The following is a 14,689-nucleotide window of genomic DNA, read 5'->3' as shown; positions in this document are numbered from 1 at the left end:
GTGCTGCACCACCAATCTGGGTTTGGGACCTAGCCGGGGTTGCGGGTGGATCGGATTTCGAGCGGCAGGGAGAACGTGAGGGTCTCCTCGGTCACGGTCACCGGCTCCACGTCGTCGTATCCGTGGGCGGCGAGCCAGCCGAGTAACTCCCCGACCAGCCGCTCGGGGACGGAGGCGCCGGAGCTGACCCCGACGGTCCGCACGCCGTCGAGCCAGCGCTCGTCGGCGTCGGCGGCCCGGTCGACCAGGTAGGCCGCGCCCGCGCCCGCGTTGAGGGCCACTTCGACCAGCCGCCGCGAGTTCGACGAATTCGCGGAGCCGACGACGATGACCAGCTCGCACCGCGGGGCGATCCTGGTGATCGCCTCCTGGCGGTTCTGGCTGGCGTAGCAGATGTCGTCGCTGGGCGGATCGACCAGCTCGGGGAAGCGTTTGCGCAGCTCGGCAACGGCCTGCAGGGTCTCGTCCACGGCCAGCGTGGTCTGCGACAGCCAGCTCAGCGGGCGCGAGCCGCCCGCCGTCAGCTCGTCCGGCCTGGCCGGGTCCACGACGTGGATGCGCTCGGGGGCCTCGCCGAACGTGCCCTCGACCTCCTCGTGCTCGGCGTGGCCGATGAGCACGATCTCGTAGCCCGCCTCGGCCATGCGGACGGCCTCTTTGTGGACCTTGGTGACCAGCGGGCAGGTGGCGTCGATCGTCCGCAGGCCACGCAGACCCGCCTCGTCCTTGACCGCCGGCGCGACGCCGTGGGCGGAGAAGACGACCAGCGAGCCGTCGGGGACCTCGTCGAGCTCCTCGACGAAGATCGCGCCGCGCCGGGTGAGGTCGTCGACCACGTAGGTGTTGTGCACGATCTGTTTGCGCACGTAGACCGGCGGACCGAAGCGTCTCAACGCCTCTTCGACGGTGCTGATCGCACGCTCGACACCCGCGCAGAAGCCGCGCGGGGCCGCGAGAAGAACCTGTCCCATTCTGGGGAACCCCCTACTTGGTGCGGTGCGCGAGCTGGTCGGCCAGCACGGCCAGCGCTCGCGCCGACTCCGGCTCCATCCGCGCCGCGGCCAGCGCCGTCACGGCCTCGCGCACGCGGTCTTCGATCATCTCCTCGACCTCGGCCAGCGCTCCCGTGTCGCGCAGGATCTGCCGCAGCTCCTCGGCGCGCTCCTCGGTCAGCTCCGGGTTGCCGTGCCAGCTCTTGAGATGGGTGAGCTGGGCGGGGGTGGCCCGCCGTACGGCGTGCGCGACGAGCACGGTGTGCTTGCCCTCGCGCAGATCGTCCAGCGCCGACTTGCCGGTCTCCGACTCCACGCCGAACGTGCCGAGCACGTCGTCGCGGAGCTGGAACGCCTCGCCCAGCGGCAGGCCGAAGCGCGAGTAGGACTCCAGCAGCTCCAGCGAGGCCCCGGCCAGCGCGCCGCCGATCTGCAGCGGCCGCTCGACGGTGTACTTGGCGGTCTTGAACCGGATCACGGTGAGCGCCTCGTCCACGCTCGCGCCCGAGCGGAGCTGGGCCAGGACGTCGAGGTACTGGCCGCTGATGACCTCGGTGCGCATGGTGTCGAACACGTGGTGCGCGGCCCGCAGCCGGTGCGGCTCCACGCCGCACGACGACAGCATGGTGTCGGACCAGGCCAGGCTCAGCGTGCCGAGCAGGATGCCGCCCGCCTGCCCGAACGCGTCCGAGCCCGGCCCGCGGTGCAGCCCGGCCAGGCTCCTGTGCACGGTGGCCCGGCCGCGCCGCAGCTCGCTGCCGTCCATGATGTCGTCGTGGATGAGCAGGCCGGCGTGGCACAGCTCCAGGGACGCGGCGGCGGTGATGATCTCGTCTCCGTCACCCCCGCCGGCGCCCCGCCAGCCCCAGTAGCAGAGCTGCGGCCTGACGCGCTTGCCGCCGTTGAGGACGAAGTCGGTGAGCAACTGGTACGCCGCCTCGACGTCGGGGTCGTCGACGGGAGCTCGCCAGGTCTCGAGGAAACCGGCCAGGCGGCGGTCGATGCGTGATCCAACGTTGTGCTGAGTGAAGCTCACCGGCATGCGCGCGGCTCCTTCTGTCAGGCGTCAGCTACCAATAGTTACTCACCCAATACAGAGCGTGTAAAGCGTTTTGGCGCGGACCGTTCGCGCTTTGCCAAGAGCTGGGCGTGTCGGGAGGCCACCCGGTGCCGCCGCCCGTTTGACGGCTTATGCGGGGGTATGCGGCATTTGTGCCCCTTCTGTGAGGAGACACCATGAAGGCAGTCACCTGGCACGGCAAGCGCGACGTCCGGGTCGAGGAGGTTCCCGACCCCGCCATCAAGGAGCCCAACGACGCGGTCATCAGGATCACCAGCACCGGGATCTGCGGCTCCGACCTGCACCTGTACGAGGTGCTCGGGCCGTTCATGGCCGAGGGCGACATCCTCGGGCACGAGCCCATGGGCGTCGTCGAGGAGGTCGGCCCCGCGATCGAGAACATCAAGCCGGGTGACCGCGTGGTCATCCCGTTCAACATCTCCTGCGGCCACTGCCACATGTGCGACCTGCAGCTCTACGCGCAGTGCGAGACCACGCAGGTGCGCGAGCACGGCACGGGAGCGGCCGTATACGGCTACACCAAGCTCTACGGCCAGGTGCCCGGCGGGCAGGCCCAGTACCTGCGGGTGCCCGAGGCGCAGTTCGGCCCGATCAAGGTGCCCGAGGGGCCGCCGGACGAGCGCTTCCTCTTCCTGTCCGACGTGCTGCCGACCGCCTGGCAGGCCGTCGCGGACGCGGACCTCCCCGAGGGCGGCAGCGTCACCGTCTTCGGCCTCGGTCCCATCGGCCAGATGTGCTGCCGCATCGCCCGCCACCTCGGCTACCGGGTGATCGGCGTGGACGGAGTCACGCAGCGCCTGGAGATGGCCCGCCGCCACGGCATCGAGGTCATCGACGCGAGCGAGGTCACCGACGTCCCCGAGGAGGTCCGGCAGCGGACCTCCGGGCGCGGCACGGACTCCGTCATCGACGCGGTCGGCATGGAGGCCCACGGCTCCCCGGCGGCCAAGCTCGCCCAGACGCTCACCACGATGCTGCCCGGCGCGGTGGCCGCGCCACTCATGTCGCACACGGGCGTCGACCGCCTCGCCGCCCTCAACCAGGCCATCGACACCGTAGGGCGCGGCGGCGTCATCTCCGTCATCGGCACCTACGGGGGCATGACGGACCCCATGCCCATGCTGCGCATGTTCGACAAGGGCATCACGATGCGCATGGGGCAGGCCCACGTCCGGCGGTGGACCAGCGCGCTGATGCCGCTGGTGACCGACGAGTCGGATCCGCTCGGCGTGATGGACCTCGCCACCCATCGGATGCCTCTGGAACAGGCGCCCCTTGCGTACGAGATGTTCCAGAAGAAGTCCGACGGAGCCGTCAAGATCCTGCTCCAGCCATAATCTGGCAGGTCACAGGGGTTTCGCTGCCCGATCGGCGGGCAGCGAAGCACCCATGAGAGTCGTCGTGGTGGGTGCAACCGGGAACGTCGGCACCAGCCTGGTGCGTGCGCTGGCCGCCGACGACGGCGTGACCTCGATCGTCGGGGTCGCCCGTCGGCTGCCCGGGTGGCGCATCGACCGCACCGACTGGCGGCAGGCGGACGTCGCGACCGCGGACCTGACGCGGATCTTCGACGGGGCGGACGCCGTCGTCCATCTCGCGTGGCTGTTCCAGCCCACCAGGGACCCGGCGACCACCTGGCGGGCGAACGTGCTGGGCAGCATGCGCGTCTTCCGCGCCGCCGCCGAGGCGGGGGTGCCCGCGCTCGTCCACGCCTCGTCCGTGGGCGCGTACTCGCCGGGGCCCGACGACCGGGCGGTGGACGAGAGCTGGCCCACGCACGGCTGGCCGGGGGCCGCGTACGGGCGGGAGAAGGCGTACGTCGAGCGGGTGCTCGACGTCTTCGAGCACGATCACCCGAGCATCCGGGTGGTGCGGATGCGGCCGGGGTTCATCTTCCAGCGGGTGGCCGCCACCGAGCAGCGCAGGCTGTTCGGCGGGCCGTTCGTGCCGGGATGGCTGATCAAGGAAGGGCGGATCCCGTTCGTGCCGGACATCCCGGGCCTGCGGCTGCAGGCCCTGCACGCGGAGGACGCGGCGGAGGCCTACCGGCTGGCCGTCACCAAGCAGGTGCGGGGGGCGTTCAACCTCGCCGCCGCGCCCGTGCTCGACCCGCCCGACCTGGCCAAACTGCTCGGCACCCGTACGGTCCCGGTCTCGCCCGCCGTGGCCAGGACGGTCATGTCGGCGGCCTGGCACCTGCGGCTCCTGCCGGCCGCGCCCGGCCTGCTGGACCTGGTCCTGCAGGCCCCGATCATGAAGACCGACCGCGCCAGGGACGTGCTGGGGTGGACGCCGCGGCACCCGTCGTGGGAGGCCGTGCGGGAGCTGTTCGAGGGGCTGCACGACGGGGCCGGCATGGACACCGCGCCGCTGGCCCCCGACGGCGGGCCCGTCGGCCGCGTCAAGGAGCTCGCCACCGGTGTCGGTGGGACGTCCGGGGTGTAAGTCGTCTTCCCCGGGGGAACGTGACACCTGACGCGAGGTCCCGAAGCGCGAAAGCCGCCCTGTAGCCGCCCTGTCGGACGACACGGAGGGAGCGCATGCGGACCCTGATGGCCCAGCCCTTCACCCTCGACGACGTCACCAGGCTGCGCCGCGGCGTGGCCGAGTGCGCCCGGAGCTGCGGGCTGAGCAGCCCCCGGCTGGACGACTTCGTCCTGGCCGTGCACGAGAGCGTCGTCAACGCCGTGGAGCACGGAGGCGGGCATGGGTACTTCAAGCTGTGGACCGTGAACGGCGTCATCCGCTCGGAGACCTCCGACGAGGGGGCGGGCATCCCCAACGGGTACGTCAACGGCAGCATCAGCCCGCTCGACCTCGCGCAGGGCGGCAGGGGGATCTACCTCATCCGCCGGCTGTGCGACACGGCCGACTTCGACACCGGTCCCGAGGGGACGACGGTCCTGCTCACGATGCGGCTGCCGGGCGGGCCCGATCGCGCGGCCCACGAGGTCATGAAACGCATCCGCGTGATGGCCGGCTGCCGCCCCTTCGGCCGGTTCACCGCCTGACCCCCGGTCCGCCCCCGCTGGTCGCGGGGCAGGTAGGCTCGCCACGTGAGCGGCGAAGCGCTTTCCTCCGGGATCATCTCGCCCGTCCGGTGCATCGGGCGGCGGCAGTTCGATTTCGCGCGCCAGGTCGCCGTCATGGCCATCGTCAACAGGACGCCCAACTCCTTCCACGACCAGGGCAGCACGTTCGAGCTCGACCGCGCCGTGTCGGCCGCGTGCCGGGCCGTGGACGACGGGGCCGACTGGGTGGACATCGGCGGGTTCGCCTTCAGCGCGGCCCAGGCGCAGATCGGCGCGGACGAGGAGATCGACCGGGTCGCCCCGGTCATCGCCGAGGTCAGGAAGGCCACCGACGCCGTCATCTCCGTCGACACCCACCGGCCCGACGTGGCGCGGGCGGCCGTCGAGGCGGGCGCCGACGTGATCAACGACACCAACGGCCTGCGCGAGCCCGGCATGGCGGAGTTCGCGGCCAAGTCGGGGGTCAGCGTGATCGTCACGCACAGCCTCGGCGGCCCGGGCAGGCGCGTCTTCCGGCCGAGCTACCAGGACGTCGTCGCCGAGGTGGCCGGCTACCTGCGCGAGCGGGTCGCGTACGCGCTGGAGGCCGGGATCGCCCCGGACCGGATCATCATCGACCCCGGCCACGACCTGAACAAGAACACCTTCCACTCCCTGGAGCTCACCCGGCGGCTGGAGGAGATCACCGCGATCGGCTACCCGACGCTGGTGGCCCTGTCCAACAAGGACTTCATCGGCGAGACGCTCGACCGGCCCCAGGGGGAGCGGAGGGAGGGCACGATCGCCGCCAACGTCTTCTCGATCGTCAAGGGCGCCCGCATCCTGCGGGTGCACGACGTGGCCGCCACGGTCGCGTCCGTACGCATGACCGAGGCCATGCTCGGCTGGCGTGGCCCGCTGGCCCCGAGTCACAACCTGGCCTGAGGAGGGCGTCTTGACCGAACGGAAACCCCTGGGCATGCCGTTCGAGAGCTGGGTCGACCGGCAGATCCGCGAGGCGCAGGAGCGCGGCGAGTTCGACAACCTGCCCGGGGCCGGCAAGCCGCTGCCGGACCGGCCGCACGACGACCTGTGGTGGATCAAGCAGAAGATCGAGAGCGAAGGGCTGTCGATGCCCCTGCCGCCCACGCTGGCGCTGCGCAAGCAGGCGGAGGAGGCGCTGGCCCAGGCGCGCGGGGCCAGGACGGAGAGCGAGGTGCGGCGGATCCTCGACGAGATCAACCAGAAGATCCGCGACGCGATCAGGACGGGGTTGTCGGGGCCGCCGCTCAACCTGATGCCGTTCGACGTCGACAAGATCGTCTCGGAGTGGCGCAGGTCCCAGAGGTAGCTGAAGGGGCCCCGCGTACGGGGCCCCTTCGGGTGGTCGAGGGACCCGGGTCAGGCGGGTCCCTCCGAGAGACCCGGGTCAGGCGGGTCTCTCGGGCTCATGCCGGGAGCGTCAGTTGACGGGCGGGTAGGCGTTCCTCAGCAGCTCCTGGAACTGCGCCGAGAACCAGCGCCCCGACAGCGGCGCGTCGGGCAGCGCGCCGCTCAGGTTGTTGCCGTTGAGGCTGTTGCCGTGGTAGGTCGGGTCGCACATCCGGTCGAACTTCTTGCCCTCGTCGTTCGGGATGTCCGAGCTGGCGCCGTCCGACTCGCCCGGAGGCTTGATCCAGACGTAGGCGTCGAGCCCGGCCGCCGGGCTGGCGGTCGGCCGCGCGCCCAGACCGGCACCGCTCTGGTTGCACCAGTTGCCGGCGTGGATGCGGCGGTCGATACGCGACTGGTTGACGAAGTCGTCCACGTTGGTCGCGGTGCTCGGCCCGCTCGGGCGGGCGGAGCCGCCCCAGCCGTTGCGCGAGGTGTCGATCAGCATGCCGAGCCCGTTCCTGAAGCCCTTGGCGATGAGGGCGCTGCGCAGGGCGGTGGCGAACGACTGCTCGTCGACGTACCAGTTCCAGTCGACCCACTTGGACTGCCGGACCGACGTGCCGTTCGGGGACGAGTTGATCGTGAAATACGGCTCGATGGTCGCGCCGTAGTTGGCGGTGTTGACGATGAAGCCGTCCACGCTGTCCACACCGGCGGTGGCGCCGGCCACGGTGTTGTAGAAGAGGTTGACCGTCGGGTTGAAGTTCGAGTCCCAGCCGAGCCAGGCGTGGTGGGCGGCGTCGATGTAGGTGTAGACGTTGGTGATGGCGTGCAGCTTGTTGAGCGCGTAGCGGACGCCGTCGACGTAGGCGCCGGACGAGTTGGCCTCGGCGCACTTGGCGAAGCTGAGGTTGGTGACCAGGTTGGGCAGCGAGTCCGGCTCGATGACCGTGACGATGCGCAGGTTCGCGTACGCCGAGTCGCTCATGATCGCGGCGATCGGGTCGATGTACTCGGCCTTGTAGCGGTTGAGCCCGTTCTCGGAGACGAGCAGCTCGCCGTTGGAGGCCAGCGCCGAGCAGTCGCGGTTGGGCAGGTCGTAGATGACGAACTGGACGGTCAGCGGCGCGGAGCCGTTGGCGGCGTCCTGCCTGACGGCCTCGTCCAGGTGGGCGCGCAGGCCCATGACGGAGGAGGAGCCGGCGATGGCCGCGATGCGGTCCAGCCAGACGGCGGTGGAGGTGTTGGCCACCGCGGAGCCGCCGGGCTCGGCCTGGGCCTTGGCCTTCCAGTTGGGGTTGACGTAGCCGGTGGCGCCGGCGTACGGGTTCTCGACGTGGCCGCCGGGGGTGGTGCCGCCGTCGTTGTCGGCCTCGGTGGCGGTGACCGTTCTGGAGGTCAGGCCGGTGGAGGCGACGGTGATGGTGCGGCTGCCGTTGGCCGTGTCGGAGTCCTCGGAGGCGGCCAGGGTGACCGTCTGCGGGGTGTTCCAGTTGGACGGCGTGAAGGTGAGGCTGCCGCCGCTGGAGACGGTGATGTTGGTGTCACCGGTGCCCGCCGTCGAGGTGACGGTCACGTTCGAGGTCGGCGCGGCGGCCAGGCGCACGGTGTACGTGGCGCTGGCGCCCTCGGGCACGGTCACCGCGGTCGGCGTCACGATGATCGACTGCTCCACCACGGCGTCGTCGTCCACCTCGGTGGCCGAGACCGTGGCCGGGGTGACGCCGGTGCCGCCGACGGTGAAGGAGGCGGTGCCCGCGGTCGTGTCGGAGTCCTGGGCCGCGGCCAGGGTGACGGTCTGGGCGGTGTTCCAGTTGGACGGGGTGAAGGTCAGCGAGCCGCCCGAGCTGACGGACAGGTCGGTGTCACCGCTGGTCCGGGTAGTGGTGACGGTCACGTTGGCGGAGGGGGCCGAGGAGAGCCGGGCCGTGAACGTGGCCGTGCCGCCCTCGTTCACCGCGACCGCGCTGGCCGAGGTGACCACCGACGGGGTGGTGGGGGTCCCGCCGCCGCAGGTGACCCCGTTCACGGTGAACGCGGTCGGGTTCGGGTTGCTGCCGGTCCAGGTGCCGTTGAAGCCGATGGACACCGAGCCGCCGGTGCTGAGGCTGCCGTTGTACGGCATGCTCGTCCCGGTCACCCGCGTGCCCGACTGGCTCCAGTTGGCCCCCCAGCCCGTCGGGGTGTACTTCTGCCCCGTGGTCGGGAAGTCGAAGCCCAGGTTCCACGAGGTGATGGGGTCACCGGTGTTCTTCAACGTGATGCTCGCGGTGAAACCGCCCTGGCCGGGGCTGCTCGTCCACGAATTGGCAGAGTAGGTCACGTCGCAGGCGACGGCGGCGCTGGCTGCCGTGCTCTGGCCGACGACGAGCCCTAAGGCCGCGACACTCGCGGCGGTCACGGTCACGGCCCATTTGCGGAGGCCGCGTTGGAGTCTCACGAGCGATCATCTCCAGTGTTAGAGGGCTGGGAGCGCTCCCATGGTCTGTCGTGGTTCCATCCGTGTACAGAGGGCGGTTCTCGCGGAGGTGTCCGCCGCGCCGCATGCTCGTTGAATGCCCCGGAACGCGGATGAAACTTTCATCCCGGGCAGCCTGGTGAGAGGAAACACGGGGGTTACCGGACCGCCATTCCGTTGACATACGCGTGAGGGCACCCACAATCCCGTTTGGGAGCGCTCCCACTCCTCTACTCCCATGGAGACCCCGTGAAGTACAGACCTCCTTCCCTTCTCTCCCGCTTGTCGCGGCGGCTGGCCGTGGCCGCGACGCTTGTCCTCGTGGCGGGTGTGACCTCGGCCGTGTCGGCCGGACCCGCGCAGGCGGCCGTGGCGTGCGATGTGACGTACACGGCCAACCAATGGACGAGCAGCCCCGGCCAGGGCGGTTTCACCGCGAGCATCACGTTGAAGAACACTGGTGACCCCATCACCTCGTGGAACCTGGGCTTCGACTTCCCGACCACAGGTCAGAAGTACACCCCGGCCGGCTGGGGCGCCAACTGGAGCCAGTCGGGCACGCGCGTCACGGGCACCAACATGTCCTACAACGGCAGCCTGGGCACCGGCGCGTCCGTGTCCATCGGCTTCAACGGCACCTGGACCGGCAGCAACCCGAACCCGACCACGTTCACCGTCAACGGGGTCACCTGCGGCGGCGGCGGGAACCCCAACGCCGCGCCCACGGTGTCGCTGACCTCGCCGACGGCGGGGCAGACGTTCACCGCCCCGGCCACCGTGCCGATCGCGGCGAACGCGGCCGACTCCGACGGCACGATCTCGAAGGTCGACTTCTACCAGGGCACCACGCTGCTGGGCACCGACACCTCGGCGCCGTACAGCTACAGCTGGACGAACGTGGCGGCCGGCAGCTACTCGATCACCGCGCGGGCCACCGACAACGGCGGCGCGACCACCACCTCGACGCCGGTCGGGATCACGGTCTCCCAGAACACGGGCCCCGCGCTCGTGGTGAGCCCGACGAGCCTGTCCGTGCCGGAGGCGGCGACCGCGAGCTTCAGCGTGAAGCTGTCGCAGGCGCCCTCGGCCAACGTGACCGTCACCACGGCACGCGTCAGCGGTGACACCGACCTGACCGTCTCCGGCGGCGCCAGCCTGACCTTCACGCCGTCCAACTGGAACACGGCGCAGAACGTCACGCTCGCGGCGGCCAACGACAGCGACACCACCGCCGGCTCCGGCGTGTTCCGGGTGAGCGCCACCGGCTACACCGCGGTGGACGTCACCGCCACCGAGGCGGACGACGACGTCGGCGGCAACAACACCTACGTCCAGCGCTTCGTCGAGATGTACAACGAGCTCCACGACCCGGCCAACGGCTACTTCTCGCCCGAGGGCGTGCCGTACCACTCGATCGAGACGTTCATGGTCGAGGCGCCGGACCACGGGCACGAGACCACGTCCGAGGCCTACAGCTACTACCTGTGGCTGGAGGCGGTCTACGGGCAGGTCACCGGCGACTGGACGAAGTTCAACAACGCCTGGGCCTCGATGGAGAAGTACATCATCCCGGCCACGGCCGACCAGCCGACGAACTCCTTCTACACGCCGAACAAGCCGGCCACGTACGCGCCGGAGTCGAACCAGATCAGCAACTATCCGAGCCCGCTCGACTCCAGCGTCACGCCCGGCGTCGACCCGATCGCGGGCGAGCTGCAGAGCGCGTACGGCACCCGCGACATCTACGGCATGCACTGGCTGCTGGACGTCGACAACACCTACGGCTTCGGCCGCTGCGGCGACGGCACCACCAAGCCCGCCTACATCAACACCTACCAGCGCGGCCCGGAGGAGTCGGTCTTCGAGACGATCCCGCAGCCGTCCTGCGACACCTTCAAGCACGGCGGCCCCAACGGCTACCTGGACCTGTTCATCAAGGACAGCTCCTACGCCAAGCAGTGGAGGTACACCAACGCCCCCGACGCCGACGCGCGCGCCGTGCAGGCCGCGTACTGGGCGCAGACGTGGGCCAAGGCGCAGGGCAAGGAGTCGCAGATCTCCGGGGCGGTCGCCAAGGCCGCGAAGATGGGCGACTACCTGCGCTACGCGATGTACGACAAGTACTTCAAGAAGCCCGGCTGCACGAGCCCGCAGTGCGCGGCCGGCACCGGCAAGGACTCCTCCAACTACCTGCTGAGCTGGTACTACGCCTGGGGCGGTGCGACCGACTCCAGCGCCGGCTGGGCCTGGCGCATCGGCTCCAGCCACAACCACTCCGGCTACCAGAACCCGCTCGCGGCCTGGGCGCTGGCGAACGTGGCCGAGCTGAAGCCCAAGAGCAGCACCGGCGTGGCTGACTGGAGCGCCAGCCTCACCCGGCAGCTGCAGTTCTACGGCTGGCTGCAGTCGGCCGAGGGCGCCATCGCCGGTGGCGCGACCAACAGCTGGGAGGGCCACTACGCGACGCCGCCGGCCGGCCTGCCGAAGTTCCACGGCCTGACCTACGACTGGCAGCCCGTCTACCACGACCCGCCGTCGAACCAGTGGTTCGGCTTCCAGGCGTGGACGATGGAGCGGGTGGCCGAGCTGTACTACGCCTCCGGCAACGCCGACGCCAAGGCGCTGCTCGACAAGTGGGTCACCTGGGCCATGAACAACACCACGATCAACGCGGACGGCTCGTACCAGATCCCGTCCACGCTGCGGTGGACCGGCCAGCCCGTGGGTGACTTCAACGCCACCTCCGGGATGCCTCCGGCCAACCCCGGCCTGCACGTGACGATCGCCGACTACACGAACGACGTGGGCGTGGCCGGCGCGTACGCCAAGGCGCTCATGTACTACGCGGCCAAGGCGAACAACACGGCGGCCAAGAACATGGCCAAGGCGCTGCTCGACGGCGTGTGGAAGAACCGCGACGCCAAGGGCGTGTCGGTCCCCGAGACCAAGACCGACTACAACCGCGTGGACGACCCGGTCTACGTGCCGTCCGGCTGGAGCGGCAAGATGCCCAACGGCGACGCCATCAACTCCAACTCGACGTTCATCTCGATCCGGTCGTTCTACAAGAACGACCCCGACTGGCCGAAGGTCGACGCCTTCCTGAAGGGCACGGGCCCCGCGCCGGTCTTCAACTATCACCGGTTCTGGGCGCAGGTGGACGTCGCCGTCGCCCTGGGTGAGTACGGGCGGCTCTTCCCGTGAGAAAAGCACTGATCGCCGTGGCGTCGCTGGTCCTGCCCCTCACTCTGCTTGCGCAGGTGGGGGCGGGGCCGGCGGCCCACGCCGCCGCACCGGCGTTCGCGTACGGCGAGGCGCTGCAGAAGGCGCTGTGGTTCTACGAGGCCCAGCAGTCGGGCGACCTGCCGAGCTGGAACCGCGTCGGCTGGCGCGGCGACTCCGGCATGAACGACGGCAAGGACGTGGGCGTGGACCTCACGGGCGGCTGGTACGACGCGGGCGACCACGTCAAGTTCGGCTTCCCGATGGCGTTCTCCACGACCATGCTGGCCTGGGGCGCGGTGGAGTACCGCGACGCGTACGCGAACTCCGGCCAGCTCACGCACCTGCTCAACAACCTCAAGTTCGTCAACGACTACTTCATCAAGGCCCACCCGTCGGCGAACGTGCTCTACGGCCAGGTCGGCAACGGCGGCACGGACCACGCCTGGTGGGGCCCGGCCGAGGCGATGCAGATGTCGCGGCCCGCGTACAAGATCGACGCGTCGTGCGGCGGGTCGGACCTGGCGGGCGAGACGGCGGCGGCGATGGCCGCCTCCTCGATCGTCTTCCGCCCGACAAATCCGACTTATGCTGACACGCTGCTGACGCACGCCAAGCAGCTGTACTCCTTCGCCGACACCGTCAGGAAGAAGTACACCGACTGCATCACCGACGCGCAGGGCTACTACAACTCCTGGAGCGGCTACAACGACGAACTGGTGTGGGGCGCGATCTGGCTCTACCGGGCCACGAACGACGCCTCCTACCTGGCCAAGGCCGAGACCGGATACGACAACCTCGGCAACGAACCGCAGACCACCACCAAGTCATACAAGTGGACGATCGCGTGGGACGACAAGTCGTACGGCGCGTACGTGCTGCTCTACAAGCTGACCGGCAAGCAGCGCTACCTGGACGACGCCAACCGCTGGCTCGACTGGTGGACGGTCGGCGTGAACGGCGCGAAGGTGGCGTACTCGCCGGGTGGCCAGGCCGTGCTCGACCGGTGGGGCTCGCTGCGGTACGCGGCCAACACCTCGTTCGCGGCGCTCGTGCACAGCGACACCATCACCGACGCCACGCGCAAGGCCCGCTACCACGACTTCGCGGTGCGGCAGATCAACTACGCGCTCGGTGACAACCCGCGCAACTCCTCGTACCTGATCGGGTTCGGCGCCAACCCGCCCAAGAACCCGCACCACCGCACGGCGCACGGCTCGTGGACCGACCAGATCACCAACCCCGAGCAGACCCGCCACACCCTGTACGGCGCGCTCGTCGGCGGACCGCCCGACCCGAACGACGCCTACACCGACAAGCGCGACGACTACGTCATGAACGAGGTCGCCACCGACTACAACGCCGGATTCACCAGCGCGCTGGCCCGGCTCTACAAGGAGTACGGCGGCGCGCCCGCGGCGAACTTCCCCGTGGCGGAGACCCCGGACGGTCCCGAGCTCTTCGTCGAGGCGGGCGTGAACGCCTCGGGCAGCAACTTCACGGAGATCAAGGCCATCGTCCGCAACCAGTCGGCCTGGCCCGCCAGGGTGCTGTCCGACGGCTCGTTCCGCTACTACTTCACGCTCGACGGCACGACGACGGCCTCGCAGATCACCGTGTCGTCGGCCTACACGCAGTGCAAGGCGCCCACGCTGCACCAGGCGAGCGGCACCACGTACTACGTGAACATCGACTGCTCCGGGCAGGCCATCGCCCCGGCCGGGCAGTCTCAGCACCGCAGAGAGGTGCAGTTCAGGATCGCCAGCGCGGGCACGTGGGACCCGGCGAACGACTGGTCGTACCGGAACATCCCCACCACGCCCGGCGCGACGCCGGTGCGCACGGGGAACATCACCCTCTACAGCGGCGCGACCAAGATCTGGGGTGAGCCCCCGGGTCCGGAGGAGCAGGACACGACAGCGCCCAGCAAGCCGGGCAAGCCCGCGGTCTCCGAGATCACGGGCTCGACGGCGAAGCTGAGCTGGACCGCCTCCACGGACAACGTGGGCGTGAGCGGCTATGACGTCTACCTGGGGTCCCAAAAGGTAGGCACGGCCACGAGCGCGTCCTTCAACCTGAGCGGGCTCACCCCTAGCACCTCCTACACCGCCTCCGTGGTGGCGCGGGACGCGGCGGGCAACGCCTCGGCGTCGTCCGACGGCACCGCGTTCACCACGACGAACACGACGCCGCAGCCCACGGGCGGGTGCGCGGCGACGTACAAGGTGACGAGCTCGTGGGGCGGCGCCTTCCAGGCCGAGGTGACGGTGAAGAACAACGGCACCTCGGCGACCACCGGATGGACGGTCGCCTGGACGTCGGCGAACCAGATCACCCAGCTCTGGGGCGGCAAGCACACCCAGTCGGGGTCCGGCGTCACCGTCAGGAACGAGGCGTACAACGGGGCGCTCGCCCCCGGCGCCACCACCACGTTCGGCTTCATCGCCAACGGCACACCCACCGTCCCCGACCCCATCACCTGCACTCCCGCCTGAGTGAAGACCCCGCCCCCGCCGCAGTAGCGGCGGGGGCGGTTCCACAGCTCAGTGAA

Annotated in this window: 10 protein-coding genes; 7 read left to right on the top strand and 3 right to left on the bottom strand. The window is 70.0% G+C overall.

Annotated features, from left to right (window positions below; translation table 11 throughout):
* Positions 1–29: 29 nt before the first annotated feature.
* The gene (locus tag HD596_RS11685; RefSeq protein ID WP_185069279.1) at positions 30–971 is read right to left on the bottom strand and encodes a 4-hydroxy-3-methylbut-2-enyl diphosphate reductase; all 942 of its coding nucleotides are present in this window, start codon (positions 969–971) and stop codon (positions 30–32) included.
* Positions 972–984: 13 nt separating this feature from the next.
* Positions 985–2,034, bottom strand: coding sequence for a polyprenyl synthetase family protein (locus HD596_RS11680; protein ID WP_185069278.1), 1,050 nt, complete (start codon positions 2,032–2,034; stop codon positions 985–987).
* A 194-nt stretch (positions 2,035–2,228) separates the two neighbouring features.
* Here HD596_RS11680 and HD596_RS11675 point away from each other — a divergent pair, with 194 nt between their 5' ends.
* From HD596_RS11675 to HD596_RS11655, 5 genes are all read left to right on the top strand, one after another.
* On the top strand, positions 2,229–3,410 hold the full coding sequence (locus tag HD596_RS11675) for a zinc-dependent alcohol dehydrogenase (protein WP_185069277.1): 1,182 nt from the start codon (positions 2,229–2,231) through the stop codon (positions 3,408–3,410).
* 52 nt (positions 3,411–3,462) lie between these two features.
* On the top strand, positions 3,463–4,518 hold the full coding sequence (locus HD596_RS11670; protein ID WP_185069276.1) for an NAD-dependent epimerase/dehydratase family protein: 1,056 nt from the start codon (positions 3,463–3,465) through the stop codon (positions 4,516–4,518).
* Positions 4,519–4,613: 95 nt separating this feature from the next.
* Entirely contained in the window at positions 4,614–5,084 is a 471-nt protein-coding gene (locus tag HD596_RS11665; RefSeq protein WP_185069275.1) for an ATP-binding protein, read from the top strand.
* A 45-nt stretch (positions 5,085–5,129) separates the two neighbouring features.
* Positions 5,130–6,029 (top strand): dihydropteroate synthase, encoded by a 900-nt coding sequence (gene folP / locus HD596_RS11660; RefSeq protein ID WP_313043654.1) that lies wholly within the window; start codon positions 5,130–5,132, stop codon positions 6,027–6,029.
* Positions 6,030–6,039: 10 nt separating this feature from the next.
* On the top strand, positions 6,040–6,435 hold the full coding sequence (locus HD596_RS11655) for a DnaJ family domain-containing protein (RefSeq protein WP_185069274.1): 396 nt from the start codon (positions 6,040–6,042) through the stop codon (positions 6,433–6,435).
* A gap of 111 nt (positions 6,436–6,546) precedes the next feature.
* On the opposite strand, the gene HD596_RS64730 is transcribed toward HD596_RS11655, so the two are convergent.
* Positions 6,547–8,898 (bottom strand): glycoside hydrolase family 6 protein, encoded by a 2,352-nt coding sequence (locus tag HD596_RS64730; RefSeq protein WP_185069273.1) that lies wholly within the window; start codon positions 8,896–8,898, stop codon positions 6,547–6,549.
* Positions 8,899–9,165: 267 nt separating this feature from the next.
* Between HD596_RS64730 and HD596_RS11645 the strand changes: the two genes are divergently transcribed.
* Both HD596_RS11645 and HD596_RS11640 read left to right on the top strand, forming a co-directional pair.
* The gene (locus tag HD596_RS11645) at positions 9,166–12,120 is read left to right on the top strand and encodes a glycoside hydrolase family 48 protein (protein WP_313043651.1); all 2,955 of its coding nucleotides are present in this window, start codon (positions 9,166–9,168) and stop codon (positions 12,118–12,120) included.
* Entirely contained in the window at positions 12,117–14,633 is a 2,517-nt protein-coding gene (locus tag HD596_RS11640) for a glycoside hydrolase family 9 protein (RefSeq protein WP_185069272.1), read from the top strand. Before HD596_RS11645 ends, HD596_RS11640 begins: the two co-directional genes overlap by 4 nt.
* Positions 14,634–14,689 lie beyond the last annotated feature (56 nt).

Origin of the sequence: Nonomuraea jabiensis (assembly GCF_014204795.1) — a bacterium.
GTDB classification, from domain to species: domain Bacteria; phylum Actinomycetota; class Actinomycetes; order Streptosporangiales; family Streptosporangiaceae; genus Nonomuraea; species Nonomuraea jabiensis.
The sequence above is the reverse complement of the archived record's forward strand: the minus strand, read 5'-3'. Positions and strand labels throughout refer to the sequence as shown.

What these genes read in the sequence shown, in the direction of transcription:
- HD596_RS11685 (WP_185069279.1), bottom strand. Translation starts at nt 971, where the DNA reads ATGGGACAGGTTCTTCTCGCGGCCCCGCGCGGCTTCTGCGCGGGTGTC.
- HD596_RS11680 (WP_185069278.1), bottom strand. Translation starts at nt 2,034, where the DNA reads ATGCCGGTGAGCTTCACTCAGCACAACGTTGGATCACGCATCGACCGC.
- HD596_RS11675 (WP_185069277.1), top strand. Translation starts at nt 2,229, where the DNA reads ATGAAGGCAGTCACCTGGCACGGCAAGCGCGACGTCCGGGTCGAGGAG.
- HD596_RS11670 (WP_185069276.1), top strand. Translation starts at nt 3,463, where the DNA reads ATGAGAGTCGTCGTGGTGGGTGCAACCGGGAACGTCGGCACCAGCCTG.
- HD596_RS11665 (WP_185069275.1), top strand. Translation starts at nt 4,614, where the DNA reads ATGCGGACCCTGATGGCCCAGCCCTTCACCCTCGACGACGTCACCAGG.